Source organism: Oceanobacillus sp. FSL W7-1304, assembly GCF_037969805.1.
In the GTDB taxonomy this organism is placed as follows: domain Bacteria; phylum Bacillota; class Bacilli; order Bacillales; family Amphibacillaceae; genus Oceanobacillus; species Oceanobacillus profundus.
Genome location: NZ_CP150211.1, coordinates 1,492,515 through 1,516,771, shown reverse-complemented (window position 1 = coordinate 1,516,771; position 24,257 = coordinate 1,492,515). Strand labels below are relative to the sequence as shown.

Annotated in this window: 24 protein-coding genes and 1 riboswitch; of the genes, 16 read left to right on the top strand and 8 right to left on the bottom strand. The window is 37.8% G+C overall.

Annotated elements, in window-relative coordinates; all coding sequences use genetic code 11:
- Positions 1-5: 5 nt before the first annotated feature.
- From NYE61_RS07525 to ade, 3 genes are all read left to right on the top strand, one after another.
- A complete protein-coding gene (locus NYE61_RS07525) occupies positions 6-836 on the top strand; it encodes a GNAT family N-acetyltransferase (RefSeq protein WP_303448673.1) in 831 nt (276 codons plus the stop codon).
- Positions 837-921: 85 nt separating this feature from the next.
- Positions 922-1,284 (top strand): amidohydrolase family protein, encoded by a 363-nt coding sequence (locus NYE61_RS07520; RefSeq protein ID WP_336623563.1) that lies wholly within the window; start codon positions 922-924, stop codon positions 1,282-1,284.
- Entirely contained in the window at positions 1,281-2,663 is a 1,383-nt protein-coding gene (gene ade / locus NYE61_RS07515; protein WP_336623562.1) for an adenine deaminase, read from the top strand. Before NYE61_RS07520 ends, ade begins: the two co-directional genes overlap by 4 nt.
- Before the next feature lie 61 nt (positions 2,664-2,724).
- On the opposite strand, the gene NYE61_RS07510 is transcribed toward ade, so the two are convergent.
- Complete coding sequence (locus NYE61_RS07510; RefSeq protein WP_095309942.1) at positions 2,725-4,257, bottom strand: DHA2 family efflux MFS transporter permease subunit; 1,533 nt, start codon at positions 4,255-4,257, stop codon at positions 2,725-2,727.
- Positions 4,258-4,429: 172 nt separating this feature from the next.
- Here NYE61_RS07510 and NYE61_RS07505 point away from each other — a divergent pair, with 172 nt between their 5' ends.
- Together NYE61_RS07505 and NYE61_RS07500 are read left to right on the top strand one after the other, a co-directional pair.
- Entirely contained in the window at positions 4,430-5,335 is a 906-nt protein-coding gene (locus NYE61_RS07505) for a TetR/AcrR family transcriptional regulator (RefSeq protein ID WP_303448669.1), read from the top strand.
- A 344-nt stretch (positions 5,336-5,679) separates the two neighbouring features.
- The gene (locus tag NYE61_RS07500) at positions 5,680-6,156 is read left to right on the top strand and encodes a GNAT family N-acetyltransferase (protein WP_303448667.1); all 477 of its coding nucleotides are present in this window, start codon (positions 5,680-5,682) and stop codon (positions 6,154-6,156) included.
- 88 nt (positions 6,157-6,244) lie between these two features.
- On the opposite strand, the gene NYE61_RS07495 is transcribed toward NYE61_RS07500, so the two are convergent.
- A complete protein-coding gene (locus tag NYE61_RS07495) occupies positions 6,245-6,676 on the bottom strand; it encodes a DUF6376 family protein (RefSeq protein ID WP_303448665.1) in 432 nt (143 codons plus the stop codon).
- Positions 6,677-6,908: 232 nt separating this feature from the next.
- Between NYE61_RS07495 and NYE61_RS07490 the strand changes: the two genes are divergently transcribed.
- Complete coding sequence (locus NYE61_RS07490) at positions 6,909-7,469, top strand: NADPH-dependent FMN reductase (RefSeq protein ID WP_303448664.1); 561 nt, start codon at positions 6,909-6,911, stop codon at positions 7,467-7,469.
- Positions 7,470-7,547: 78 nt separating this feature from the next.
- On the opposite strand, the gene NYE61_RS07485 is transcribed toward NYE61_RS07490, so the two are convergent.
- Together NYE61_RS07485 and pdxK are read right to left on the bottom strand one after the other, a co-directional pair.
- Positions 7,548-8,105, bottom strand: a complete 558-nt coding sequence (locus NYE61_RS07485; protein WP_303448663.1) for a YusW family protein — start codon at positions 8,103-8,105, stop codon at positions 7,548-7,550.
- 233 nt (positions 8,106-8,338) lie between these two features.
- Positions 8,339-9,151: a pyridoxine/pyridoxal/pyridoxamine kinase gene (gene pdxK, locus NYE61_RS07480; RefSeq protein ID WP_095309930.1), complete on the bottom strand. Its 813-nt coding sequence runs from the start codon at positions 9,149-9,151 to the stop codon at positions 8,339-8,341.
- A 170-nt stretch (positions 9,152-9,321) separates the two neighbouring features.
- Between pdxK and NYE61_RS07475 the strand changes: the two genes are divergently transcribed.
- A complete protein-coding gene (locus tag NYE61_RS07475) occupies positions 9,322-9,846 on the top strand; it encodes a nitroreductase family protein (protein ID WP_303448660.1) in 525 nt (174 codons plus the stop codon).
- A 61-nt stretch (positions 9,847-9,907) separates the two neighbouring features.
- Here NYE61_RS07475 and NYE61_RS07470 read toward each other — a convergent pair whose 3' ends face one another.
- Entirely contained in the window at positions 9,908-10,171 is a 264-nt protein-coding gene (locus NYE61_RS07470; protein WP_095309926.1) for a hypothetical protein, read from the bottom strand.
- A 175-nt stretch (positions 10,172-10,346) separates the two neighbouring features.
- Positions 10,347-10,524, top strand: a riboswitch (Lysine riboswitch).
- Positions 10,525-10,632: 108 nt separating this feature from the next.
- On the opposite strand from NYE61_RS07470, the gene dapA reads away from it, so the two are divergent.
- The 6 genes from dapA (at position 10,633) to cydC (ending at position 16,713) form a co-directional block, all read left to right on the top strand.
- Positions 10,633-11,526 (top strand): 4-hydroxy-tetrahydrodipicolinate synthase, encoded by an 894-nt coding sequence (gene dapA / locus NYE61_RS07465; protein ID WP_303448657.1) that lies wholly within the window; start codon positions 10,633-10,635, stop codon positions 11,524-11,526.
- 331 nt (positions 11,527-11,857) lie between these two features.
- Positions 11,858-12,292 (top strand): universal stress protein, encoded by a 435-nt coding sequence (locus NYE61_RS07460; protein WP_158586200.1) that lies wholly within the window; start codon positions 11,858-11,860, stop codon positions 12,290-12,292.
- Between the two features lie 24 nt (positions 12,293-12,316).
- Positions 12,317-12,547, top strand: a complete 231-nt coding sequence (locus tag NYE61_RS07455) for a PC4/YdbC family ssDNA-binding protein (protein WP_095309920.1) — start codon at positions 12,317-12,319, stop codon at positions 12,545-12,547.
- Positions 12,548-12,632: 85 nt separating this feature from the next.
- Positions 12,633-13,019, top strand: a complete 387-nt coding sequence (locus NYE61_RS07450) for a hypothetical protein (protein WP_118888632.1) — start codon at positions 12,633-12,635, stop codon at positions 13,017-13,019.
- Between the two features lie 242 nt (positions 13,020-13,261).
- On the top strand, positions 13,262-14,995 hold the full coding sequence (cydD, locus tag NYE61_RS07445; RefSeq protein ID WP_303448652.1) for a thiol reductant ABC exporter subunit CydD: 1,734 nt from the start codon (positions 13,262-13,264) through the stop codon (positions 14,993-14,995).
- A complete protein-coding gene (cydC, locus tag NYE61_RS07440) occupies positions 14,992-16,713 on the top strand; it encodes a thiol reductant ABC exporter subunit CydC (protein ID WP_118888634.1) in 1,722 nt (573 codons plus the stop codon). The genes cydD and cydC overlap by 4 nt, the downstream gene beginning before the upstream one ends.
- A 151-nt stretch (positions 16,714-16,864) precedes the next feature.
- Here the strand turns inward: cydC and NYE61_RS07435 are convergent, their stop codons facing one another.
- On the bottom strand, positions 16,865-17,890 hold the full coding sequence (locus NYE61_RS07435; protein ID WP_095309912.1) for a cytochrome d ubiquinol oxidase subunit II: 1,026 nt from the start codon (positions 17,888-17,890) through the stop codon (positions 16,865-16,867).
- Complete coding sequence (locus NYE61_RS07430; RefSeq protein WP_095309910.1) at positions 17,887-19,227, bottom strand: cytochrome ubiquinol oxidase subunit I; 1,341 nt, start codon at positions 19,225-19,227, stop codon at positions 17,887-17,889. Before NYE61_RS07430 ends, NYE61_RS07435 begins: the two co-directional genes overlap by 4 nt.
- Positions 19,228-19,603: 376 nt before the next feature.
- Here NYE61_RS07430 and NYE61_RS07425 point away from each other — a divergent pair, with 376 nt between their 5' ends.
- The 3 genes from NYE61_RS07425 (at position 19,604) to NYE61_RS07415 (ending at position 22,979) form a co-directional block, all read left to right on the top strand.
- Positions 19,604-20,113, top strand: coding sequence for a YfiT family bacillithiol transferase (locus tag NYE61_RS07425; RefSeq protein ID WP_095309908.1), 510 nt, complete (start codon positions 19,604-19,606; stop codon positions 20,111-20,113).
- Positions 20,114-20,619: 506 nt separating this feature from the next.
- Positions 20,620-21,735 carry a glutamate 5-kinase gene (proB, locus tag NYE61_RS07420; protein WP_095309906.1) on the top strand — a complete coding sequence of 372 codons (1,116 nt, stop codon included), beginning with the start codon at positions 20,620-20,622 and terminating at the stop codon, positions 21,733-21,735.
- Positions 21,732-22,979, top strand: coding sequence for a glutamate-5-semialdehyde dehydrogenase (locus NYE61_RS07415; protein WP_303448646.1), 1,248 nt, complete (start codon positions 21,732-21,734; stop codon positions 22,977-22,979). The genes proB and NYE61_RS07415 overlap by 4 nt, the downstream gene beginning before the upstream one ends.
- Before the next feature lie 450 nt (positions 22,980-23,429).
- Here NYE61_RS07415 and NYE61_RS07410 read toward each other — a convergent pair whose 3' ends face one another.
- Entirely contained in the window at positions 23,430-24,008 is a 579-nt protein-coding gene (locus NYE61_RS07410) for an SCO family protein (RefSeq protein ID WP_251660544.1), read from the bottom strand.
- Positions 24,009-24,257 lie beyond the last annotated feature (249 nt).

The window sequence follows — 24,257 nt, the reverse complement described above, 5'->3', positions numbered from 1 at the left end:
AATATATGTTAACGACAAAACAATTACGCGATATCAAAGCGCTTCAGTATCTCTGTGAAGCAGACGATCAAATAACGTTAAAATTGAATTGGGATATGCTGCAAAATAGAGAGGCAAACGAAAAGAATGACTTTTTTTATTATGAAGATGAAGAACTGATTGCATTTTTAGGTTTGTATGGATTTGGGAATAAAGCAGAGATATGTGGAATGGTTAAGCCGGCGTATCGTAGGAAAGGTATATTTTCAAGGTTGCTTGATGAAGCACTTGCCATTTGTAAAAAACGGAAGTATAGAGAGATTTTATTGAATGCACCAGCTGCATCTGCAACAGCAAAGGAATTTTTAAAAACAATTAAATGTGACCATACATCAACAGAATATCAAATGAAGTGGTCGAATATGGACCTTCATGAAGACATAGAAGTTATAGTTAGACCTTCTCTATCAGAACAGGATTTTAAAACAGAAATACAATTAGATATAAGCTGTTTTAATTTCTTAGAAGACGAAGCAGTTGATTATAATCAGCGGATAAGGAGAGATGATAAACAGCGTTTTTTTATCATTGAACATGAAAAGAGGTCCGTTGGAAAAATACGTATTTCTCATGAAGAGTCAGAAGCTTGGATTTATGGATTCGCTGTTTTTCCTGAATTTCAAGGAAAAGGAATTGGAAGAAGAGCTTTAAGGCAAGTAATAATGAATGAATATAGAAATGGTTACGATGTATTTCTAGATGTAGAAGCGAAAAATTCCAATGCGCTGAAATTATATGAATCCTGTGGCTTTCGAACATTTCAAGCGCAGGAATATTATACGTTGGGTACAAGTTGACGGTTCAATAATGAAAAAGCTATGATGGAGTTTAAATAGCTGTGACGAAAGAAGTATTTCCAGAACATGAATAGGAGTTGTTTTGATGAGCAATTCAGAAGCAATTAAAAAAAGAATAGCAGTAGCTGGCAAAAGAACTCCTGCCGATACCGTTATTAAAAATGCTGATATTCTAAATGTTTTTACAGGAGAAATGATGGATGGAGATATTGCGATTGTCGATGGCTATATTGCTGGAATTGGATCGTATGACGGAATGGAAGTAATAGATGCCAGTGGGAAAACAGTGGTACCAGGATTTATTGATGGTCACGTTCATATCGAAAGTACGATGCTCACTCCACGGGAATTTTCCAAGCTTTCGTTACAACATGGTGTAACGACAGTTATAACGGATCCACATGAGATTGCCAATGTAGCCGGAGCAGAAGGAATCCAGTTTTTTTGAATGACGCCGAAGATCTGCCGATGGATATTTTCATCAATTTGCCATCCAGTGTACCGGCAACTATGTTTGAAAACAATGGTGCAACATTAGATGCGAAAGGTTTACAGCCCTTTTTGGCTCATCCAAATGTTCTGGGTCTTGCTGAGGTCATGGATTTTTCTTCTGTGAAAAATGGAGAGAAACAGATTATTAACAAGATAGCAATGGTTCAAGCGAATGGAGGAGTAATTGACGGACATGCAGCAGGAGTTGATAAGGAAGATTTAAACGTCTATATGGCTGCGGGAATTCGCACGGATCATGAAAGTGTAAGCAGTCAAGAAGGAAAAGCCCGTCTTGATTTAGGGATGTATCTAATGGTAAGAGAAGGTACTGTTGCCAAGGACTTAGAGGCATTACTTCCGATTATCACAGCACAAAATTCCAGAAGGTGTATGTTTGTAACAGATGATATATTGTTAGATGATCTTGTAGAGCAAGGAAGCATTGATCATATTGTCCGACTTGCAATGGAAAAGGGACTAGACCCGGCAATTGCGATTCAGATGGCAAGCTTGAATGCTGCTGAATGTTTTGGTTTACGTCATATTGGAGCTGTTGCATCAGGATATCAGGCAGATTTTCTGCTGTTAGATGACTTACAGTCTGTCTCCATTCATCAAGTATATAAGGGTGGCAAGTGTGTTGTAGATAAGGGAGAAATTAATAAAGCATCATTTTCTGAGGTGCGATCAATTCAAAGCACGATGGCTTCTCTTCCCGCATTTCATACAAAAAAGCTAACTGAAAATGATTTAGAGCTTCCTCTTAAATCAACTGATTGTAATATTATCGAAATTATGCCGAACAGTATTGTGACGAAGCATTTAAAAGAAAGTGTACACGTAGAAAATGGATTGTTTGTTGCTTCAGCAAAAACTGATCATCTGAAGGTGGCTGTGATTGAAAGACATAAGGGTACCGGAAATGTTGGAATAGGGATTGTGAAAGGATTTCGATTGCAAAAAGGGGCAATTGCTACTTCAGTGGCACATGATTCTCACAATATTGTTGTTGTTGGAGTATCTGATAAGGAGATGCTTCGCGCGGTCGATGAAGTTTTAAAAACAAATGGTGGATTAGTAGTTGTAGATGGAAAAGAAGTGTTAGCTTCCTTATCTTTACCTGTTGGAGGATTGATGTCTAACACTACTTATGAAGATACTTACAAAACGCTACAAAAAATGAATGCTGCAACAAGCAAGTTAGGTGCAAGTGAATCATTTAATTTGTTTCTAACTCTATCTTTCTTAACCTTACCAGTAATACCTGAATTAAAGCTTACGGATCAGGGGTTATTCCATTTCGATTCCTTTTCCTTAATTGATATAGAAATTTAATGCATTAAAAATCCCTTGGAATTTAGTTGAATTTCAAGGGATTTTTTTGTTATATCAGTTATTATCCTGCAATTGCTTTATCCGCTTCCTTTTTCTTTACATTCCTTTTTTCAATCGTACCATCTGATTTAACACGACGAATAAAGAAAGCCAGAACTAGTGCTACAGCTCCGATTATGGTGGAAACAAAGAAAGAAAAATTGATTCCATGAAGCATTGCTTCATTGATAATTTGTGCCTGTGCCTCTGCAATTGCTTGGTTAGATTGTGCTATACTAGAATCTATTGTTGCCATCGCATTTTCAGTTAATTCAAGTGCTTTTGCTTCTGTACGATTATTCATTAAGGTAACTAATAATGCAGCACCAATTGCACCAGAAACCTGTTGAAGCGTATTATTCATTGCAGTCCCGTGTGGGTTTGCTTCCATGGGTAACTGATTTAATCCATTTGTCATGACTGGCATCATTACCATAGACATTCCAAAGCTACGGAAAGTAAATAAAAGCATGAGACTCACATAGGACATTTCCATATCTAGTTGACTGAAGAAAAAGGTCGTTGTTACGACAATAATTAGCCCTATAATGGCAAGCGTTCTTGCTCCGTATTTATCAAAAAGACGGCCGGTGATCGGGGACATGAATCCCATTACGACTGCTCCAGGAAGCATGAGTAATCCAGCGTCCATTGGAGAAAAACCACGAATGGTTTGAATATAAATCGGTACTAATATCATCGCAGAGAACATTGCCATGGATAAAACAATGGAGATTGCTGATGATAATGCGAACATTGGATATTTGAATATCCGGAATTCGAGCATTGGGTCATCCATTCGAAGCTGACGAAGTATCAAGGCAATTAAAGCTATGATACCGACGATAATTGTGCTGTATACAAGTGGGTGATCCCATCCCTTGTCACCAGCTGAACTGAAGCCGTATAATAGTCCGCCAAAGCCGAAACTAGATAAAACAATGGAAAATACATCGAGCTTTATATGACGCTGTGGTGTAATATTTTTCAGTTTGAAAATGGAATAAATTAAGGTAAAGACAGCAAAAGGTAATACAATGTCGAACAGCATTCTCCAACTGTAGTGTTCAACAATCCAGCCAGAAAGTGTTGGCCCGATTGCTGGTGCCACAAACATAACCATTCCAAAGATACCCATCGCAGTACCTCTTTTTTCGATTGGAAAGGCAGTTAGCATGATATTCATTAACAATGGCATCATCATCGCTGATCCTGCTGCTTGAATCATTCTTGCAGTAAGAAGTATACCGAATGTTGGAGACAAGCTTGCAAGCAATGTGCCTATCGTAAACAATGTCATTGCAGTCAGAAATAGACTGCGATTCGTAAAACGTTGAATAAAAAATGCACTCGCAGGAATTAAAATTCCGTTAATAAGCATGTATCCTGTAGACAACCATTGGACAGCTGTAGGATTTACTTGAAATTCATCCATAATAGATGGCAGAGCAATATTTAACAGGGTTTCATTTAAGATGGAAACAAAGGCGCCGATAAATAAAATTGCAATCATACCATATGGAGGTTTATGTTGAATAGGATTTATTTCACTCATTATTCCTAATCCTTCTTTCTATAATTAAATAGTCCTGCATTTAGGACAAAGTATATTCTATACTCACAGTCTAATAATATCAAGTATATAATTTATTTTCTATGTAAAAATTGATATAACAAGTTTAAAAGACTATATTATAACTAGACGACTATTATAAAAAGGTGATTAAATGAACCGTAAGAAAAAGCAAATTATAAATGCTGCACATCGTTTGTTTATTGAAAAAGGATTTGTAGCAACATCAATTCAAGATATTTTAGATGAAGCGGAAATTGCAAAGGGGACGTTTTATAATTACTTTACTTCAAAAAATGAATGCTTAATGGCAATATTGGAATTTGTATATGAAGAAACGAACCAAAAAAGAAATGAGATTGCGCATGGGAAAAATATAAATGATGAGAAGGTTTTAGCTGAACAAATAGCTATTCGGATGGATACGAATCGCAAGCATAGCATGATGGCGCTTTTTTCTTCGATATCGCTTTTGGATGATGAAGATTTACAAGCATTCATTGGAAAGCAACACAGAAGGGAATTACAATGGGTTGCAAAAAGACTAAAAGAGGTTAATGGAGCGGATACAGAACGCTTTGCATTGGATCATGCTGTCATTCTTTTGGGGACTATCCATCACGCCGTTCATCTTTTGAAAATCAATGAGAATAAAGAAATAACGCCAAGAAAAGTGATACAATTTGCTATCGATTCTATAAAGCCCATTGTGAAAGGACACTCCCAGGAAGTGCTTTTTCATGCGGATATGATTTCAAACGTTCCAGAAGATATAGGTGAGAATATCATGTCTTTAAAAATACAAACAATTTCTCAGTTAGAGACATTACTTAAAGAAGTAAACAAACGAGAAGGGAATCATACAAAGAAATGTGAATATCTGCAATTTTTAATCGGTGAATTAGAAATGGAAAAACCACGACTCTTTTTAGTAGAAAGTGTTCTCATGTCTTTGTCAAAAATAGTTGATGAACGAGAAGTAATTGGCAATGAACGACAAGTCTTCCAGCTGCTATGGACTTTCATTGAAAAAATTAAAGAAGCAGAAGCGGAAAAATAACTTCTTTATGTGAAATAATTAGATTAGTTTAATTATGTTGATTCAAAGGAATGATAATGATATAGGATTAAAATCGACTACTGTAAGGGAGATGCATATGAGCAGATTACTACGAAGACTTATTCGATATGGTCCGATTCTTTATCCAATCATTAGAAAACTGTGGAAAAATCGGAAAGCTAAAAGAAACTATAATTAATTGTTGTAGAGGTGGTTCAAATTGGGCCGCCTCTAAAATATTAATGGAGAGCTGGCTATCATTTTTTAGACAATCATCAATTCTCCTTGTTATAATTAAGTATATATTGGGATAATACATACCGCAGAAAAAGCGAGGAAATGACATGCAATATACGATAAGGAACATGACAGAAACGTATGCGATTGAGGTTCTTTGCTGGAAATATGAACGACCATATAATTTCTATAATCAAGTATTAACAAGTCATGCAATTATGGAATTGACGGGAAATAAATACTATGTTGTCTTTGACCAATACGATGTGTTGATAGGATTTTTCTGTGTTGGAGCTTCTGCTAAGGTGCCTGCTGGCTATCCACATGGTGCATATCAAGAAGCTTGTGTAGATGTGGGATTAGGTATGAAGCCAGCATTTACTGGAAAAGGGCTTGGCTTTTCGTTTTTTTCAGCTATTCTTGATTTTGTAGCAGAAAACTATGAAGGAATAGATATAAGACTAACCGTTGCTACCTTTAATAAACGAGCCATTCGTCTTTATGAAAAAGCGGGCTTTGTTGAACAAACTAAATTTCAAAGTGAGCGGGCCGAGTTTAGTACCATGATCAAGCGGATAGTCTAGCTAGGGAAATTTTATTTCTTTGGCATAAGACCAGATGAAAAATAAACCGGCTATGAACGCAGGCGATGCATCATAACCGATTCATATATTAAAATCCAAGGTCTTCGATTTGATTTTGGAGTTCAGTAATCGTTTCAATCGTTTGGAATAATTCCGATTCCTCTAGCTTCTCAACAGCGACTTCTCCATTTTGAATAACATTTGATGTAATGTCCAAGAGTTGTTGATTTTTTTCTGTGAAATTTTGGTGCAGACCTTCTGCGAGTTCAGGAACATCTATGGCATTAAAATCAGCAATGGATTCCTCTAAGGCTATGAAATGACTTTTTAAATCTTCTTGTACTGCCGGGTCGGAAACTGCTTGATCTACAAGTCCTGGAACCTCTTCTGTAAAGCTGCTCAATTCATTTAAATACTCCGTTGCCTCTGTTGCATAGTCCAATGTATTATTCGTCTCCTCAATGAAGAAACAACCGGAAAGTACGGTCGATATTAATAAAAGCATTATTAATTTTTTCATATGAATCTCCTTTCAACTAGATTTATTTTAGCCTATTTTCTACAATAATTAAACATTTCATTTTGTAAGCGTTTTATTTTCATATCTGAAATAACAATTATTTTGAGTGAAAGCTGAAAGTGAGTTCGAGAAGTCACATTACTTGAATATATGACCTCAATTTGATAAACATATAGTTATGTAATTAAAGTATTACAATAAGATACGTAACTATAGATGGAGGAATTATAGAATGAAAATTGTTGCGATGGTAGGAAGTAACCGTAAAGAGTCCTATAACATGAAGCTTGTTCAGTTCATGCAGAATAGATATGCAGGAAAAGTTGATATTGAAATTTTACCGATTGATCAGCTGCCGATGTATAACGAAGATGACGAACTAAATCCGCCAGAGGTTGTAAAAGAAATCCGTGCGAAAATAATGGCAAGTGATGGAATCTTATTTGCAACTCCAGAATACAATGGCTCTATTTCTGGAATGCTAAAAAATGCAATTGATTGGTTTTCTCGTGTAGAAAAAGTAATGGTGAAAAAGCCAGCAATGATTGTTGGAGCTTCAATGGGGGCGTTAGGTACAGTGAAAGCACAACTGCATTTACGTCAAATTTTGAATGCGCCAGGAGTAGCAACATTGACATTGCCTGGAAATGAAGTTTTTGTTGGCTCTGTTCATGAAAAAATTGACGCACAAGGGAATCTGACAAATGAGCCAACAGTTCAATTTATTGATTCCGTTGTAACGAATTTTGTTAGCTGGACTGAAAGTTTTAAAGTAACTGCTGATGTAAAATAATGATTAATAGTAAACTCCGCTGCTTGTATCGTATACAAAACAGCGGAGTTTTTAGTTGAAGCTTATGCTGCAAATGGTTTACTGTTGATATTCGACTTCCGTACCACCAGCATACTCGATGTCTAGTTCAACATTCTGCGCGTCAGTTGGGATATTGAAAGCTTCAAGGACAGTACTTAGAACCTCTTCCTTTGGCGTATTTTCATCAAAGTCAAAAGTAGAGAAGATGCTATCAAGCTCTTGCATCGCTTCATCGCCTCGTAATTGAATTCCTTGTGTTTCATTTCGATAGGATGCTTCCGTTTCGTTCGTATCCTGCTCATATTCTACTTCGACAATATCTTCTGTTCCTTCGAAATCTGCTTCTAAATCAAAGCTAGTAAACGCGTAATCGGATTCCGTATCTGTTGTTACATTATCACTGTCATTCGTTGCATTATTATCTGTCGCTGAACCACTGTCTGTATTGCCATTATTTTGATCGTTAGAAGCATTATCTTGATCGTTTGTGGCGTTGTTTTCCGTCTCTCCCGCATTATTATCCGCTGGAGGATTTGTATCTTCTTCCGTAGTTCCACATGCTGCAATAAGAAAGGCTAATGTTGTTATTGTTATTAGTACCATAAACTTTTTCATGGTGCTCACTCCTATCTAATAGTTTATACCACTATATTGCCCAAAAGCCTAAAAACTAAACGATGTAATAGCATTTTGTATCTTTTCACCTATGGTAAGAATCTTAATTGTAGATTCGAATGATAGAACTAGAATATTCTAAGTAATTTGTATCAGGAAGTGATTGTGAATTCTAATGCTTATTAAAAGCCTTGAAAATCGAATGCATTCGTTTCCAAGGCTTGTTCTAATATTTATTTGTTGTTTGTTACTTTGTTGTAGGCACCATGCATAACTGGGCCAACATATTCATTTAGCTTCCAACCATTAGCAATTGCTGCAGTAACAAAATCCTTAGCAGCAAATACGGATTCCTTTACACTTTTGCCATTTGCTAGATTTGCTGTGATTGCTGCAGCAAATGTACATCCAGCTCCATGATTATATGTGGTATCGACTTTTTCTTTTTCAAGTATTTCAAAGTCTGTACCATCATAAAATAAATCAATCGCTTTTTCATGATCCAGCGCCTTGCCGCCTTTAATGACAACATTCTTGGCACCGAGCTCGTGGATTTTTAATGCAGCTTGTTTCATATCTTCAATTGATTTTAAGGGCTTAGTCTGTGCTAATTGACTAGCTTCAAATAAGTTAGGTGTTGTAACGAGTGCGCGCGGAAGAAGATATTCACGCATTGCGTCTGTATTTTCCGGCTGTAATACTTCATCTTCGCCTTTACAAACCATAACTGGATCTAGTACGAAATTATTAATTTTATATGCATCGATTTTTTCTGCACCAAGCTTAATGATATCAACCGAGCCTAACATACCGGATTTCATCGCGTCTACTCCGACGGATAGAATCGTGTCTAATTGTCTGTTTACAAGATCCAGGTCAATTGGTGTTACGTGATGATTCCATCCCTCTGGATTCATTGTAACGATGCAGGTTAATGCAGTCATACCATATACATCATGCTCCTGAAACGTTTTTAAATCAGCAGCGATACCTGCACCTCCACTTGTGTCCGAACCTGCAAGTGTTAACGTTTTTTTCATTGTCATTGATAGAACCTCCTCTAGAATGCTAATTTTTATTATAGCACTTTTGAAGGGTCTGTCACTAAACACATACTCATGGATTGTTAAAAATAACTTGACGTTTGGTGGTCTAAATCATATTAGTTTGATATGATTAATACAGAAAATAAGAATAAAGGGAGAGAGGTTGTACGATGGATGTTTTTCAAGCGATACAAGAAAGGCGCGAAATTACTGCGTATGTTAACCGTTGCATTCCGAATGAAGTACTAGAAAAAGTCGTGGATGCAGGTTATTATGCACCATCAGGAAATAATCTTCCGTCAAAGTCGTTAATTGTAGTAAGGAATCGTTCTACCTTGGACAGTCTTGCTGCAACAACACCTTATATGAAATGGTTAAAAGAGGCACAGGCGGCGATTGTCGTTACGGGAAAGTCCCAAATAAGTAAATACTGGCTGCAGGATGCATCAATTGCTTGTGCGTTTATTTGGCTCGAAGCAGTTGAGGTTGGGCTTGGTGCAGCGTTTGGAGCGGTTTATCATTCCGAGGATGAGAACGAATCCATCGATAGGGAAAACCATGTGCGAAAGCTGCTTAGCATACCGGAAGAACACCGTATTGTCGCTATTTTGGGAATGGGGTATCCTCAAGAAGCATTAAAACCGAAAAAACACCTAGCAAGAGAAGAAATTGTACATTATGATACATTTAGCTAAAATGCATGAAACTGTTCTCTAAACATAAGTTTGGACAACAGTTTCTTTGCTTAACATGCAACTATGACTTCCCGTGATTTTGATCTTGATATAGCATATCTATCTTTTTTTGCAAGTCTGTTATTTGCTGCTGCATCAATAGAATCTGCTGATCCATCTGTATCTTTTCCTGATTTACTTGTAGTTCCACTTCTTTTTCCTGTTCGTATGTGATAAAGGAACCAATAACTGCCAAATTACTTCCAATGGTACTAATTAAACCACCTACTAGAATTAGCTTATCACCGAAATTTGCAGGGAGGTCACGATATGAATTTCGCTCCATCTTAATTACCTCCTCAGAATTAAGTTATGTAATAGCGTATGTTTTGTTCGCTTATCCTGCCCATCATTTTGAAAGTAATGCTGTTCTTTTCATGTGGTTCAAATGCTTGTTTTCTAGATATATCCCTGTTATAATACACATAATAATTAAATACTTTCTTATTTTAGATTTGTAAAGTAAGGGTAGAGGTGCAAAGACCATTAATACTTACATGGAGGAGAATGAGCTCTGAAGAAATGTGAGGAAAGGGGGATTTGCCGAAGTGGAAGAAGACTCATCTTCTGAAGCTGGGCCTGTTATCAAATAGATACGGGACTGTCATATAGGAAACTATATGGAGGGCTATCAAGCTTAGAACGGTAAATAATGTTCTATAAGCGGCAGCGAGCTCTCTCTCGTTGCTGCTTTTTAATTTGGTCCTAAAGCATCAATAAAATATTGGATGAAAAGGGTGTATTGATATGAATTTTGGTAATGTATTAACAGCAATGGTTACTCCGTTTAATGAGGCGGGAGAAATTAATTTTGAACGAACAAAGGGCTTAGTTAATTACTTGATAGCAAACGGTACAGAAGGTTTAGTTGTTGCTGGGACAACGGGGGAATCACCAACACTCTCTAATAATGAAAAAGTGAAGTTATTTCAAACAGTTGTAGAAGAAGTAAATGGAAGGATTCCTGTTATTGCAGGAACTGGTACGAATAATACAAGAGCATCTATTGAATTAACGAAAGAGGCAGCGGCTACAGGTGTTGACGGGATTATGCTTGTTGTTCCTTACTATAATAAACCGTCACAAGAAGGCATGTATCAGCATTTTAAATCGATTGCAGAAAGTACAGCACTTCCTGTCATGCTTTATAATATTCCAGGTAGAAGTGTGGTAAACATGGAATTAGAAACGATTGTTCGACTTTCTAGAATCCCAAACATTGTTTCACTAAAAGAAGCTAGTGGGGATTTAGATAAGGTTTCGGAGATTATAAGCCATACTTCTGATAATTTTACTGTTTACAGCGGGGATGATAGTCTGACATTGCCGACACTTGCTGTAGGTGGAACTGGGGTTATTTCTGTAGCATCACACATATTAGGTAATGAGATGCAAGAGATGGTAAAGCTTTTTCAGAATGGTGATGTAGCTAATGCCAGTGCTATACACCGACATATTTTGCCAGTAATGAAAGCATTGTTTTCAGCTCCAAGCCCTACCCCAGTAAAAGAAGCACTGAACCATATTGGAGTACCAGTTGGTGGTGTTCGTCTACCACTTGTACCATTGACGGAGTCAGAAAGAGCGTCTATTTGTAAACTAGTAGCGGCCTATGAAGTGAAAAACGCAATCGGATATTAAGTTAGAGAAAAGGAGTAAGCAGTGAAGCTTATTCCTTTTTTTGATACCAGGGAATGCTGTGGATAAATACCTTATGACACGATAACGAAGACTTACCGACTTGGGAAGACATAGATTAGTAGCACTTATACCCTGGAGTGAATCACCTGCGCAGGAATGTTCGATAAGTCGAACCTACTCCAAAATATGGGGCGCAGTCCGTACATCAGCGTCAACTTACCAAATATGAAGTCTGACGAAAGCCATTAAAAAATTAACCTCTCTAGACGTATCCATGTATAATAAATTAAGTGGATTAAGTAGCTAACCTTTAATAAAGTGAGGAATGCAAATGAATCGAAAAATTCTCGTATCGTATGATGGTTCAAATCGTAGTAAAAAGGCGATTAAAGAGGCAAAGAATCAGGCGTCAATTACAGAAAAAGCAGAAGTACATGTTATTTCTGTTGTGACACCGGGAATTAAAAGTAACGAGACAGCTATTGCAGGCAACATATCCATGGCAGATGCAGAATTTCTTTTACCGGAACTACATCAAATCAAGAAGGAAATGGAAGCATCAGGAATTGTTACGATAACGGAAATTCGGACGGACTTTTCACAGCGTAACCCGGGGAGAGCGATTTGTGAATATGCTTTAGCTAACGAAATAGATTTGATCATTGTAGGCAATCGGGGGCTTAGTAATATAAAAAGTCTTCTGTTAGGTAGTGTGAGCAATACGATTGTACAGAACGCCAAGTGCCCTGTTTTGATTGTTAAATAGAATGAAGCATAAAGGAGTATGAATATGGCTGAATTAAATTATAAAATTGTAGAAACAATTGCTGTTATTTCGGAGTCGCCAAAAGGATGGACAAAGGAATTGAATGTGATCAGCTGGAATGGTCGCCCACCAAAATATGATTTACGAGACTGGGCACCTGGTAAGGAAAAGATGGGTAAAGGTGTTACTTTAACAGAAGAAGAGATTGTCCAATTGAAGAAAGCATTGGCAAATTTAAACGCGCTTTCGGAATAGAACGATTATCTAAATCACTGACTTTGGGAGATGGCTGATGATTTGGATAAATTGTAATAAAGACAAATGAAAAGTGGGAGATAAAATGAGAGAAATCGTTATTACTCTTGCGGAAATTGTAAATAATATTCATGACATCCTTACAGACATGTTCGGTCTACATATGACAGATAAAGAACTCCATTTTTGGATTATGGGCTTTATGGGAATGACGATTTTCTTCTTTGTCTATATCTTTTTCAAGCTATTGGAAAAGCTTAAATGGAGTACGACGATATTTTCCTTTATCTATACGTTCACCATTATGGTTGTTATCGTTTTTGCAATTGAATTGCAGCAAGCAATTACGAATCGGGGAAACATGGAGTTTGCAGATGCAGTAATGGGACTATGGGGCTTTTTTGTCATGTTTTTCATTTATGCTGTAATTGCATGCGTTATTTACTTTGCTATAAAATTTATTAAGAAGTAGCTGACTGCCCAACAAAGTGAGACTATGCGATCGCTCGTTTTGTTGGGCAGTTTTTACGTGAATTCTACTTCCTCTTTTGGAGACGGTGAAAATTCTCTAACGTAAGGAGCAAGGTTAATTTTATCACCCTTAAAATCGACAACTATGTTAACACCCTAGCTATCCGTTTACTTCGGTATTTTAAATCATGTATACTTATGTGAAGATGTTCACTAAAATAGCTTTCGTTAGGGGGAGAATCAATGAATAGATTGAAGAATATAGCAGCAGAACAGAAAGGAAAGCTCATACTTTTTATTGTGCTTGCGATTCTTTCTGCGTTTGCTATTATCGGTCAAGGTTATTTATTTGTGATAATCATTGATCGTATTTTCCTAAAAGGCTATTCATTTTCAGAAATTAGCCCGTTAATTATAGGCTTAGTCGTAGCGCTTTTTTTACGGACAGGACTAAATTATTTGAATGGAAGAGCAGGAGCAAGAATGGCTACTCTTGCTAAAAGAGAGCTGCGCAGGCTGTTTGTACATACATTTTCAAGAAATTCAATGCAAGCTTCATTGGAAGGACAGTCTGGCCAAAAGGTTGGGCTCCTATTGGATACGGTTGATGAAATAGATTCTTATTTTAGCAGCTATATTCCACAAATTATTCAATCAACGATTGTACCGCTTTTCATCCTTGTTGTTATTTTAATGGAACATATGGCAACAGGAATTATTATCCTAGTTACCGCACCATTTATTCCTATATTTATGATAATTATTGGCTTTAATACGAAAGACAAATCCGAACAGCAGCTAGATAAGATGAATGCGTTCTCCGGTACGTTTCTTGATACGCTGCAAGGGTTAACAACATTGAAATTATTTGGACGGTCTAAAGAGCAGGAGAAAACCATTCAAAAAAGCAGCTTAGATTTCCGTGATGCAACGATGGAAGTGCTTAAAATTGCATTTACGAATTCTCTGGCTTTAGAGTTTATTTCTATGCTAAGCATTGGGCTTATCGCGTTAGAAGTTGCTGTTCGAATGATTATTTTTCAAGATATCACGTTTTTTACTGGCTTTTTAATGCTTATTCTTGCTCCAGAGTTTTACACGAAATTAAAGGAGCTAGGAAATTCATTTCATACGGGAAGGACGAGCATGGCGGCAGCGAATAAATTAGATATAGAGCTTTCTGCACTCGAAGATGATGAGACACGATGGGGAGAACTACCCTTGGCGAAAAAAAAGCCAGTCCATATTAAAGTGAATGATGCAGGATTTTCTTACAAGGAAGGCGGTTTTGCATTAAAGCATATTAATTTAGAACTCGAAGCTTTTGAGCAGATTGCGATTATCGGAAAAACGGGATCAGGAAAAACGACATTATTGCATATGCTAGCAGGACTAGTCCCGCTAACGGAGGGAATGATTCAAGTAAATGAAACTTCCTTAAAGCAATACAGAGAGAAGGATTGGTTTGACCAATTAAGTTATATTTCACAGAATCCGTATATATTCTCAGGTACGATTGCAGAGAATATTGCAATTGGTTCTACAAAAAGCGCATATCAAGAAGAAATTATCAAAGCAGCTGAAAAGGCAGGGATTAATGATTTAGTGGATTCGCTTGAACATGGATATGACACGTTAATCGGTGAAGGAGGAAGAGGCCTTTCTGGTGGGGAGAAACAGCGAATAGCGCTAGCCAGAGCATTTCTCAAACGCCCATCTGTCATTCTTTTTGATGAGCCGACGACAGGGCTGGATTTGCAAACGGAACAAATTCTTCAGAAATCAATGGAGGAACTAGGAAAACATTCGACAGTTATTACGGTTGCTCACCGCCTTCATACGATTCAAAAGGCTGATAAAATCGTCCTTTTAGATAACGGTGAAATTAAGGCAGCAGGAACACATGATGAGTTACTAACAACGGTAGAAGCCTATCGGAATATGGTGACTGTACAGCAGGGAGGGATGACTAAATGAAGGGATTACGTTCTGTCATCAAGATCGTGTTGCAGGAAAAAAAAGATGTCATTTTTTCAATTGCTTGTGGATTTCTAGCTGGAGTAACTGCCGTCGGGCTATTCTCATCGAGTGGTTATTTAATTTCCAAGGCAGCCTTAGTGCCACCGATCTATTCCTTGATGGTACTTGTTGCGATCGTTAAGCTACTCGGAATAATATCGGCATTAAGTCGATATGGTGAAAGATATTTTTCACATCGAGCGACTTTTACAATGCTAAGTAATTTGCGTGTTTCGTTTTATAAAAAAATGGAGCCACTCGCACCAACTATTTTTCAAAGTCATCGCAGTGGAGACTTACTAGCAAGAATCGTTGGCGATGTAGAATCGCTGCAAAATTACTTTTTACGTGTTTTTTACCCACCGATAGTGCTTGTTCTTGTATTTCTTGTTACCATTCTTTTCACGGCTTATTTTTCCATTGAAGCAGCCTTGCTTCTGCTACTTGGATTATTATTAACCACTTTGGTTGTTCCGTTAGTCATCGGCATGAAGCAACGGAAAATCGATTATCGTGTTAGGAGTGAGCGAGGCAATTTATCAACGGAAGTAACAGAATTCCTGTACGGGTTTCGTGATTTAAAAATATATCAGCAAGTAGATGACAAAGAGGAAGCATTATTAAAATCAGCTGATACGTATTTGTTGGAGCAGGAGCGGGAAAATGTGCATCGTTTATTTAGTGAATCGGCAAATACGTTTCTATCCCTACTTGTTTCCGTATCCGTGCTAACGGTAAGTGCATATTTTGTATCCGTACAGCAGCTAGATGGTTTGTTTCTTGCCATGCTTGTGATGATATCCTTAACACTGTTTGAAAATACTTCTCCGATGGCGGCTTTTCCAAGCTATCTTCAAGAAAGTCGTCAGGCAGTAACAAGGCTAGATGAGGTAATGGAGAGGAAAGGAAATGAGGATGATTCGTTCGAAACGCTGCAAATTAAACGGGCTCCTTCCATTACTTTTCATGATGTGTCCTTTGCTTTTCCGACAGAATCACGTGATACATTAAAAGATCTAACGTTTCATTTACCTGCTGGTTCAAAAACGGCAATTGTCGGTCCAAGTGGGTCCGGGAAGTCTACCATTATGCAGCTTTTACTGAAATTATACCAGGTACGAGATGGTGCTATTTCACTTAATGATCAATCGGTAGCCGATCTAAAAGCTGAGAGCATTTGGGAGCATGCGAATGTTATGCTTCAGTCGAACCATTTTTTCTATGGAACAATTCGAGATAACTTAGCGATTTCTCAGGATGGATTAGCTGACAGAGAGATGGAAGACATTCTTTTTCACGTACAGTTAAATCATTTTGGATTGGATGATCAAGTTTTAGAAAAGGGAGAGAATCTTTCAGGCGGCGAAAAGCAGCGATTAGCACTGGCGCGAATACTGCTAAAACAAGCACCATTATGGCTGCTGGATGAACCAACCTCGTCCATCGATGCATTAACAGAGGAACAGCTATATAAACGGCTATTTGAAGTAGCTGAAAATGATACAGTCGTTTTAATTAGTCACCGTTTAACAGGGCTTGAGAAAATGGATCAAATTATTGTCATGGATCAAGGGGAAATTGCAGAAGCTGGCACCTTTGAAGAATTGATGAAAAGTAAAGGTTATTTTTATCAAATGAAGAAAATCGAACAAAGTGTCTTTTTGGCAGATCTGTAAAAAGAAAAAGAAGCTGACAGAGAAGATTAGTCCTCGTCAGCTTCTTTTGTTACAGGTTTATCCTTACCGGCTCCCCAAAATGCAACCGCAATCGCAATTAGAATAATGAGAATGGGAGCGACAAAGATTAGAAAATCATGAAACATTTAGCTCACTCCTTCTTATTCTTGATTCCTTGTACATAATTTTTATCGAACAGAAATAGCCGTAATAACAAATACAAGGAGGGAAGCAATAAGGCTAGGCCAAGAATAAACACGAATACTAATGAAATTGCCATCGCCGTATTAGTGAACCCTTCATAAATGGTAAGATGCGGGTAAAGCAAGTACGGATAATGGGAAACTCCATACGCGAAAAATGCCATTGCAAATTGACCGACAAGCAGCCAGAATGCCATACCGTAGTTTCTTCTTTTCCAGATGAGCCATACTGTTGCAAACCATAATATAAAGGAAAGTGCAAACATCCACCACAAATCCATAATCCGTTCAAAGTGGGCTTCATTGTGAGAGCTTAATTCATAAACAATGCCACTAGCAGTAATAATCAATGGTAAAGCCCACCCAAGTGCGTATTTCCGCATCAAATCAGTTGCTTTTGTATCACCAGTTTTATATGCGTACCACGTAAGGAAGACAGCGGATATATATAAAACAGCAACAATGCTTAATGCCACAATAGACCAGGTTAATGGGCTAGTAAATAGAGCTGCGTAATCAAGCACTGGGTTATCGTTCACGATGGATACGAACCCACCCTCAGAGATGGTTAAGACAATCGACAATGAAGCTGGAATTAACAGTCCGGAAGCTCCATACATAAAGGCATATCCTTTATGACCTCGTGCTCCATACGATTCAAACGCATAATAAGAGCCTCGGATTGCCAGCAAAACTAGCGCAATACTTCCTGGAATCAGTAAAATTGTTCCGAAGTAATATGCCGATTGTGGAAAGAACCCAACAATCCCAACGAAAAAGAAAACAAAAAATACATTCGTTACTTCCCAGACAGGAGATAGATAACGCTGAATAATTTTAGATAAAATATGTTGCTTACCAGTTATAATGCTTTGGGCGTTAAAAAACCCTGCACCATAGTCGATCGAGCCGACAATGACATATCCAAATAAAAATAACCAGAGTACGGAAATTCCTAGAACTTCTAAACTCATTCAGAATCACCACCTTGCTGTTTGGCGAGCGCCTTTTCAATCGGATCGTTTTTAAACATTCGTCTTAGCACGACAACCGTACCAACACCTAAAACGAAATATAATCCTACGAAAAGGATAAACATATGGCCAACATAATCACTTGATGTTGCTGCTTGATCAACCGTCATGATTCCTCTGAGTATCCAAGGTTGACGACCAACTTCCGCCATCCACCAGCCAGCTTCAATTCCTAAGAATGACAATGGCCCACCAAGGACAATAAGTGATCGGTACCATGCTGTCTTAACGAAAGACCAGCCTCGTTTTGCTCCAACCCAATAGACGAATGAGAGAGCCAGCATGAACATACCGATTGTAACCATTAAATCAAAATAATAATGGATAATTAACGGTGGCTGTTCTTCTGCTGGAAATTGATCTAATCCAATTACTTCTGCATTTGGATAACCATGCGCAAGAATACTTAATCCAAATGGAATTTGCAGCGCGTAATTCACTTCCTGATTTTCATCAAGCATTCCATAAAGAATGAGTGGTGCAGCTTCCTCAGTTTCAAAATGCCATTCAGCTGCAGCTAGTTTCTCAGGCTGATATTCTGCCAAGTACTTTCCAGACAGGTCTCCAATTAACACAGTTGCAATGGAAAAGATAAGTCCGATTTTCATCGTCATAAACAAAGCTTTTTTGTGGTATTCATGTTTCGAACCTTTAAGCAATCTGAATGCAGCAATGGCTGCCAGCATAAATGCAACGGTCATATAAGCAGTAGCAAGTACGTGGGACACTTTCGTCGGCATTGCTGCAGTAAACATTGCTGCAATCGGATTTGCATTTACAAGTTGTCCATTCATAATGTCAAAACCTGCTGGGGCATTCATAAAGGCGTTGACAATCGTAATGAAGACAGCAGACATACCACCTCCAAGTGCAACCGGGATCAATAATAGTAAGTGTTTACGAGGGTTATCAAAACGATCCCATGTATACAAATAAATCCCTAAGAATATTGCTTCAAAGAAGAAAGCAAAAACTTCCATAAATAATGGCAATGCGATGATATTACCAGCAAGCTCCATAAAGTTAGGCCACAATAGTGATAATTGTAAACCAATTGCAGTTCCTGTCACGACACCTACGGCAACCGTCACGACAAACCCTTTTGCCCATCGTCTAGCCATCAGCATATAGTGCATATCGTTCTTCTTGATTCCAACCCATTGTGCAATCATGATCATGAGGGGCACCCCTACACCGATGGTTGCATAGATAATGTGAAACGAAAGGGTTAAAAGGGTTAATAATCTACTGGCAAATACCGGATCATCAAATAACAACGCAGATCCTCCTCCTTAATTTCACAAATAAACCACCTAAGATTAGGCTCTACTTAGATATGTAAAGGCACATCTAAGTTCATTCTAACGTGTTGACGTACCTAATTGGATATTAGATATGACAATATTTCAAACGGGAAATGAATTAATTGTGAACTCTTTAACAATCTTATAATAAATCGAGAAAATGACAACCAATATGTATTTTCCCCAAAAAAATCGTTGTTAATCTATATTTAATTGGAAAGGTATTTCTTGAAAAAGAGGACCATTTCTATGGAAAGCGTTTACTAGAGGAATTAGATAGATATGTTAAAATAAAAAGAGGATGATCTAATCAAATTAAAAATAACGAATAAAGGAAAGGGGATTAAAAATGGATGTCAAATATCCAATAGGGAAATTACAGGTTCCTGAAAAAGTAACATTAGAAAATACACATGAATGCCTAAAAGAAATTGAAACTTACACGATCCGTTTAAGGAAAGCTGTTGACTCATTAAGTAATGAGGAACTCAGCAGACAATATCGTGATGGCAGCTGGACAGTTCGTCAGCTTGTTCATCATATTGCAGATTCCCAGTTGAATATGTATCAACGTTTGAAGCTTGCTTTAACAGATGAAAATCCCACAGTACCAAATTTTGATCAAGACAAGTGGGCTATTCAACCGGATACAAAACTTCCTATAGAAAGTTCCATTAAAATGCTAGAAGGCATAAATGAACGCATCGTATCTTTAGGGAATAATTTAACTGAAGAGCAATTAAATCTGGCGTTTACTCACCAAAAAAACGGTAAAATCACGGTTGCAACAAAAGTTGCAAAATTAGCTTGGCACGAAGAGCACCACTTAGCCCATATAAAAATCGCTTTAGCAGAATAATACATTATATATGGAATTGGCTTATCGAGCTACGATAAGCCAATTCTTTAAAAGTGGGCTTAATTTTTTATTCATCCAGTAGAATCTTCTAGCTGTCTTTTTTTAGTATTATCGAGCAACACGTCCTTTACTTTCATAATAACCTTCATCAAATTAAAAATTACCAATAAAAAGAACTGAATATTTTACCTATTGACAACGGGATTTTTTCTCGCCATAATAGAAATCAATATATTGAACGTTAATAAAGGACTAGTATGCGGTACTTGCTATGAAAGAGAGCGGAATTTAGAAGCTGAAAGATTCCGTCATAGACAACCTGCAGAACCTACCTTTAGAGTCCCATGCCAATACATGGGCGCATTTCCAGCGTTATGGATGAAGTGGAATGTGCATACATTCAAGTAATGGTGGTACCGCGGAAGAGAGCTCTTTCGTCCTTATAATATAGGGCGATTGGGCTTTTTTGTGTACATAAGGAAATACGTTTAATGGAGGTAATCGAAATGCGTAAGCAACGAATCGTAGTCAAAATTGGCAGTAGCTCCCTAACAAATGATAAGGGTGAAATCGATCAGCAAAAACTAAATGATCATATTCACGCGCTGGCTGCGCTTCGAGAAGCAAACCATGAAGTTATTCTTGTATCTTCAGGTGCTGTTGCAGCTGGCTTTAGAAGGCTTGGTTATTCATCAAGACCCGTCACCTTAAAAGGAAAGCAGGCTGCTGCTGCTGTTGGGCAAAGCTTATTGATTCAAACTTATATGGAAAAATTCAGTGTCTATGGAATAACGGCGGCACAGCTACTATTAACGCGGGATGATTTTTCAAATCGAGAACGTTACCGGAATGCTTATGCAACCATGACAGAGCTGCTGGAAAGAGGTATTCTTCCAATCATAAATGAAAATGATACTGTGTCAATTGAAGAATTGACATTCGGTGATAATGATATGTTATCAGCTTTAGTTAGTGGGTTTATCCATGCGGATCAGCTCATTATTTTAACAGATATTAATGGAATCTATAGTGGGAATCCAAGAACGAATTCTTCTGCGGTAAAATATGATTTCCTGGATGAGATTCCAAATGAAATGATCGAAGCTGCAGGAACGAGCGGTTCAAAAGTTGGAACAGGTGGCATGAAATCGAAGCTAATGGCCGCTAAAACGGCAACAATGATAGGTGTTCCTGTCTTTATCGGTCATGGAAATGGCCATGATAAACTCCTTCAAGTGTTGCAAGGAAGCGGAGATGGTACGTATATTGCCGGTCATGCTAAGGAGCACATAAATACACGGAAACAATGGATAGCAATTCACTCCGAATCAATGGGTAAGCTTTATGTTGATAAAGGGGCAGAAGAAGCAATATCCCATCACGGTAGTAGTCTGCTTTCAGCTGGAGTACTAAGAATAAGCGGGACATTTGAAAAGGGTGATGTCGTCCAGGTTTATGGAATACATGAATTACTTGGCAAGGGAGAAATATGCTGTTCGTCCGTTGAATTACAAAAGGCAATTGAAGATCATATGGAAAATGAACGCATCACGCCATCTATAGAAGCCATCCACCGTGATGGCTGGGTGAGTGTACAAAAAATTGGGGAGGAACTGTCATGAGTGAAGTTATTCAAAAAGGGAAGGTTGCTAAGAAAACAAGCTATTTGATGACTGGAGTTACAACAAAAGAGAAAAACGAAGCATTAGCTTTGATAGCAGAGCAATTAATAATAGATCAGGAAATGATTCTTATTGAGAATGAAAAAGATTTAGCAACAGGAAAAGAAAAGGGTCTGTCGGAATCTGTATTAGACCGGATTATGCTGAATCAAGAGCGTATTGAAGGAATTGCTGCTGCAATCCATCAAGTAATTGACCTCCATGATCCGATCGGTGAAATCTTAGAAACGATCAACAAGGAAAACGGACTCAACATAGAGAAAAAGCGAGTACCTATTGGAGTCATAGGTATCATTTATGAAGCTAGACCGAATGTGACAGTAGATGCCGCAACACTTACGTTAAAAACTGGTAATGCAGTTATTTTGCGAGGGAGCTCATCAGCTAAACATTCGAATATTGCATTAGTCAGATCAATTCATCGTGCGTTGGAGAATAGTGCTCTTCCAAAGAATGCTGTCCAATTAATTGAGGACACAAGCAGAGAAACAGCAGGAGAGTTGTTTCGTTTGAATGATTACTTGGATGTATTAATTCCTAGAGGCGGAAAAAACCTGATCGATACGGTTGTGCGTGAAGCTACAGTTCCAGTAATTGAAACAGGCGCTGGAAATTGTCATATCTTTATTGATAGGACAGCTGAGAAAGAAATGGCAGAGCAAATTGTTCTGAATGCAAAGCTGCAGCGGCCATCAGTGTGTAATGCAATCGAATCTCTATTAATCGATGCTAATTGGTTCAATCAACATGGTAGTGACCTAATGAAAAAACTAGAGGATAACGGTGTACAAATTTATGCTGACGAGCTTGTTCGAAAAGTTATTCCAACTGCTATCGAAGCAACAGAGGAAGATTGGTCGAGCGAATACCTTGGGCTTTCCATTAGTATTAAGGTAGTGGATTCGGTTGAGGAAGCAATCGGTCATATTAATCAATATGGAACGAGACATTCAGAGTCGATCATTACGGAGAACACTGCACATGCCGAAATGTTCCTGCAGCATGTCGATGCAGCGGCCGTTTACCATAATGCCTCAACCCGATTTACCGATGGATTTGAATTTGGATATGGAGCCGAAATTGGAATCAGTACACAAAAGTTACATGCTAGGGGTCCGATGGGACTTGCGGCATTAACATCAAGTAAGTTTCAAATTAAAGGTAGTGGTCAAATTAGAAATTAACACTGTCTATGTAAAGGGGCTGTTCCGTGCTGGAGCAGCCCTTCCTATTACTCGAATTATTGAATGGATGAAGAATGCTGTTTGAATTGGATTATCCAGCGCTTTCTTCTGACAATTATAAGGACGATGAACGGTTGGTATTTCATTTTATAAAGGCTGAATAATTTCTTCCTTAAATCGCTCGTAGTGAACATTGCCACCAGGCTCAGACATCCGTTTTTCTGTTTTCATTTCAAAGGAAGGAAAAAGTCATCCATATGAAAAAGGGTACAATCGAACTTTGAGGCAAGTTGTTTTCCTAATGTCGTTTTTCCGCTTCCGCATCGTCCATCAATGGCAATGATTTTTGGTTTATCTGTATGATCTAATTTTTCGAGTGTGCTATATAGTGTTGAATAGATTGCCTTGTATTCACTGGTCGGCAACTCATTTCAACTCCTTATATATGTGCTATTCCTTGGTTACAGCTCTCAAATCTCCTACGATAATATCAATTTCACTTGAGCTTATACCATCATACCCTTTAATAACCTCTCCCTCAGGATTAACAAGAAAGAATCTAGTCCCATGCATGACTTGATTATCTCCTTCTAGTGGTTCTTTGACCAAATTTTTAAAGGATTTGATTGATAATTCTTTGATTGTTTGAAAGTCATATCCAGTTAAAAATGACCAGTTTCCAAAATCTGCCTGATAACGCTCGCCATATTCCTTCAGAACCTCTGGTGTGTCATAATCGGGATCAACTGAAAAAGATACAAGCTGGACATCGAGGTTTTCGTCCTTCAATCTGGATTGCAACTCAGCCATATTTGCTGTCATTGGAAGACAAACGGTCGTACAATTCGTAAAAATAAAATCGGCTATCCACCATTGACCTTCCAAGTCTTTAAGGCCTAAGCTCTCATTATCTTGTGTTGTGAATTGAAAATCATCTACTTTTTCCGACATGTTTGTTTCAATAGCTTCTGAACTACAGCCGATAAGAATGAAAGCTAATAGTATATGTAGCAGGAGTATTTTCTTCATTTGAATGTCCCCTTTTATTTATGCTTCTTTTCGAACGATCAATCTATTATGTATGTAGCGCTAGTATAACATTATATCACGAATTAAGTGTTGGCGATTCAGTGAAACCATTGTGAACGATTTCTCGCTGGAGAATCAAAGAATTTGAAAATTTCAGAGGCATAACAGCCAAGTTTGATTTTATAGTAGCTGGTTAGTATTCTTAAAATAATGTGTTTTATGAAGAATGTTATAGTGGAGAAACAGTAT